This is a genomic window from Streptomyces sp. KR55, from assembly GCF_052245645.1.
Lineage (GTDB): Bacteria > Actinomycetota > Actinomycetes > Streptomycetales > Streptomycetaceae > Streptomyces > Streptomyces flavusporus.
Genome location: NZ_JBQQCE010000657.1, coordinates 1 through 3,987 on the forward strand (window position 1 = coordinate 1; position 3,987 = coordinate 3,987).

Genomic DNA, 3,987 nt, shown 5'->3' on the forward strand with positions numbered 1-3,987 from the left:
ACCCGCCCAACGCGACAACTCGGCGCGCTCCTCCTCGGACAGCACGACCTCGACAGCACGCGGACCCCGATGCGACATGAAAACAGCCTACAGACTTACACCTGCAATTTCAGGCGCATCACACTAGTGCGTTTGTGCAGGCGGAACGGGGGCAGGCGCCGCCTCGGAGCGATGCCGGTTGCACTTTCAACCAGTATGTCCGCTCATCGTCTCCCTTTCCCTGCCGTCGAGACAAGAGGTACGCGTGTCAGCCAGCCTAGAGGCCGAGCATCTGTACAAGGTGTTCGGCAGACGACCGGATGAGGCAGTCGACAGGCTCCGAAAAGGGGCAGACCGGGAGGAGTTGCGCGCCGACGGCACCACCGCCGCCGTGATCGACGCCTCCTTCGCCGTGGAACCAGGCCAGATCTTCGTCGTCATGGGCCTGTCCGGGTCCGGCAAGTCCACGCTGCTGCGCATGCTCAACGGGCTGCTGGAGCCGACCGCCGGCTCGGTCCGTTTCGACGGCCAGGACCTCACCGCGCTCAGCGACCGCGACCTGCGCGAGGTCCGGGCGAAGAAGATCAGCATGGTCTTCCAGCACTTCGCACTCTTCCCGCACCGCAGCGTCCTGGACAACGCCGCCTACGGCCTCGCCGTGCAGGGCGTGCCCCGCGCCGAGCGCGAGCGGCGCGCCGGCGAGGCGCTCGCCCTGTGCGGTCTGGCCGGCTGGGAGAAGTCCTGGCCCGACGAGCTGTCCGGCGGTATGCAGCAGCGCGTCGGCCTGGCCCGTGCCCTCGCCACCGACGCCGACCTGCTGCTGATGGACGAGTCCTTCAGCGCCCTCGACCCGCTGATCCGCCGTGACATGCAGGACCAGCTGCTCGAACTCCAGCGGAGCCTGAAGAAGACGATCGTCTTCATCACCCACGACCTCAACGAGGCCATGCGTCTGGGTGACCGCATCGCCGTCATGCGTGACGGACGGATCGTGCAGACCGGCAGCGCCGAGGACATCCTGCTGCGTCCCGCGAACGACTACGTCGCCTCCTTCACCCAGGACGTCGACCGCTCCCGCGTGCTGACCGCGGGCGCCGTCATGGACACCGAGGTGCGCGGCGACGAGGCCGACTGCGGTTGCGAGACCGCGACGCCCGACACCCCGTTCGGTGAACTGTGCGCGATCAGCGCCCGGGTCGCGCACCCGGTCGCGGTGCTCGACAAGCGGCGCGAACTGGTCGGGGTCGTCCAGCGGCAGCGGCTCGTCGGCTTCCTCGGCGAAGAGGCGGGCGTACCGGAACCGTGCGACTCCCCGCGCGACAAGGGCGGAGAGAAGGTGACCGCCGGTGCCTAGGATCGAGTTCGGCTCTTGGGTCAATGACACGGTCGAATGGCTCACCACCCACATGGGATGGCTCTTCGACTTCTTCGAGCAGGTCTTCCGCGGCGCCTACGAGGGCGTCGACTCCGTGCTTCAGGCGCCGGAGCCGCTGCTCCTCGTGGGCATCTTCGCCGTGATCGCCTTCTGGCTGCGCGGCGCGCTCGCCGGCGTCCTCACATTCGCGGGATTCGCCTTCGTCATCTCCCTGGAACTGTGGGAGAACGCGATGATGACGCTGTCGCTCGTCATCGTCGCCACCGTCATCGCGCTCGTCATCTCGGTCCCGGTGGGCATCTGGGCGGCGCGCTCGAACCGCGTCAGCTCGGTCGTACGGCCCGCGCTGGACCTGATGCAGACGCTGCCGGCGATGGTCTACCTCATCCCGGCGATCCTCTTCTTCGGCAGCGGCGCCGCCGCGGGCATCGTCGCCACCCTGATCTTCGCGCTCGCCCCGGGCGTGCGCATGACCGAGCTGGGCATCCGCCAGGTCGACAAGGAACTGGTCGAGGCGGCCGAGGCGTTCGGCACCACCCCGCGCGACACCCTGCTGCGCGTTCAGCTCCCCCTGGCGCTGCCCACGGTCATGGCCGGCGTGAACCAGGTCATCATGCTCGGCCTGTCGATGGCCGCGATCGCCGGCATGGTCGGCGCCGACGGCCTGGGCGGCGACGTGAACGAGGCGATCGGCCAGCTCAACGTCGGCCTGGGCGCCGAGGCGGGCATCGCCATCGTGATCCTCGCGATCTACCTCGACCGTATGACCAGCGCGCTGGGCACCGAGGTCTCGCCGCTCGGCCGACGGGCCGCAGCCCGGCTGCGCGCCGCCCAGGGCCTGAAGATCTGGTCGTACCGGCCCCGCCCGGCCGTCGCCGTCGTCGGCGTCGTCGTCCTCGCCCTCGTGGCGGGCGGCATGGGCGTCTTCGGCAGCAGCGACAAGACCGCCCCGGTCGCCGCCGACACGAACGTCGGCCAGGGCAAGAAGCTCAGCATCGGCTACATCCCCTGGGACGAGGGCGTCGCCTCCACCTATCTCTGGAAGGAGATCCTGGAGCAGCGCGGCTACGAGGTGGAGACCAAGCAGTTCGAGGCCGGGCCGCTCTACACCTCGCTCTCCCAGGGCGACGTCGACTTCCAGACCGACGCCTGGCTGCCGATCACACACGAGCAGTACTGGAAGAAGTACGGCGCACAGCTCGAGGACCTGGGCTCCTGGTACGGCCCCACCTCCCTGGAGCTGAGCGTGCCCGCCTACATGAAGGGCGTCGACTCCCTGGAGGACCTCAAGGGGCAGGCGTCGAAGTTCGGCGGCAAGATCACCGGTATCGAGTCCAGCGCCGGCATGATGAGCCTGCTCAAGAGCAAGGTCCTCAAGGAGTACGGCCTCGACAAGGAGTACAAGGTCGTCGACAGCTCCACGCCCGCGATGCTGGCCGAGCTCAAGCGCGCGTACGACAGGCAGGAGCCGATCGTCGTCACGCTCTGGTCGCCGCACTGGGCGTACAACGACTACAAGCTGAAGAAGCTCAAGGACCCGAAGGGCGCCTGGGGCGAGGGCGACGGTGTGCACACCGTCGCGCGCAAGGGCTTCGCCCAGGAGAACCCGGTCGTCGGCGAGTGGCTGAAGAACTTCAAGCTGAGCGAGGAACAGCTCACCAGCCTGGAGTCGGAGATCAACAGGGCCGGCAAGGGCAAGCAGCAGGACGCCGTGCGGGCCTGGCTCAAGGGCAACCAGGGTGTCGTCGACAAGCTGGCCCCGGTCCAGAACGCGGCCACCGCGGCCCCGGCCGAGACCAAGCGCCCCGTGGACGTGGCCTGGTTCCCCTGGGACGAGGACATCGCCGTCACCTACCTGTGGAAGAACGTCCTGGAACGGCGCGGCTACAAGCTGAACCTCAAGCAGATGGACGTCGGCCCGGTCTACACCGGCCTGGCCTCCGGCGACCTGGACCTCAACTTCGACGCCTGGCTGCCGTACGCCCAGAAGAACTACTGGGACAAACACAAGGACAAACTCAACGACCTCGGCACCTGGTACGAGCCGACCTCACTGGAGCTCGCCGTCCCCTCCTACGTGAAGGGCGTCGACTCCCTGGAGGATCTCAAGGGCAAGGCCGACCTGTTCGACGGCCGGATCGTCGGCATCGAGCCGGGCACCGGTGAGATGAACCTGCTGAAGACCAAGGTCCTGCCCGGGTACGGCCTGGACAAGGAGTACGAGGTCGTCGACGGCTCCACCCCGGCCATGCTGGCCGAGCTCAAGCGGGCGTACGCCAAGCAGGAGCCGATCGCCGTCGTGCTGTGGTCACCCCACTGGGCGTACAGCGAGTACGAGCTGACCAAGCTGAAGGACCCCGAGAAGTACTTCGGCGAGGGCAACACGATCCGCACGATCTCCAGCGAGAAGTTCCCGGAGCAGTACCCGCAGCTCACGAAGTGGATCAAGAACTTCAAGATGAGCGAGGACGAGCTGGGCACCCTGGAGGCGGAGATCAAGGACCGCGGCCAGGGCCACGAGGAGGAGGCCGTCGCCGCCTGGCTCGAGGAGCACCCCGACATGGTGAGCCGGATGACACCGCAGTGACCGTCGTCCCCCGACGCGTGCCCGGGTGACCTGACCGGCCCGGCAC

General features: G+C 67.9%; 2 protein-coding genes. Both read left to right on the top strand.

Features of this window, described 5'->3' with window-relative positions; all coding sequences use genetic code 11:
• Positions 1-244 precede the first annotated feature (244 nt).
• Entirely contained in the window at positions 245-1,333 is a 1,089-nt protein-coding gene (locus tag ACTWQJ_RS47720; protein ID WP_443312622.1) for a quaternary amine ABC transporter ATP-binding protein, read from the top strand.
• The gene (locus tag ACTWQJ_RS47725) at positions 1,326-3,941 is read left to right on the top strand and encodes an ABC transporter permease/substrate binding protein (RefSeq protein ID WP_443312623.1); all 2,616 of its coding nucleotides are present in this window, start codon (positions 1,326-1,328) and stop codon (positions 3,939-3,941) included. The genes ACTWQJ_RS47720 and ACTWQJ_RS47725 overlap by 8 nt, the downstream gene beginning before the upstream one ends.
• Positions 3,942-3,987 lie beyond the last annotated feature (46 nt).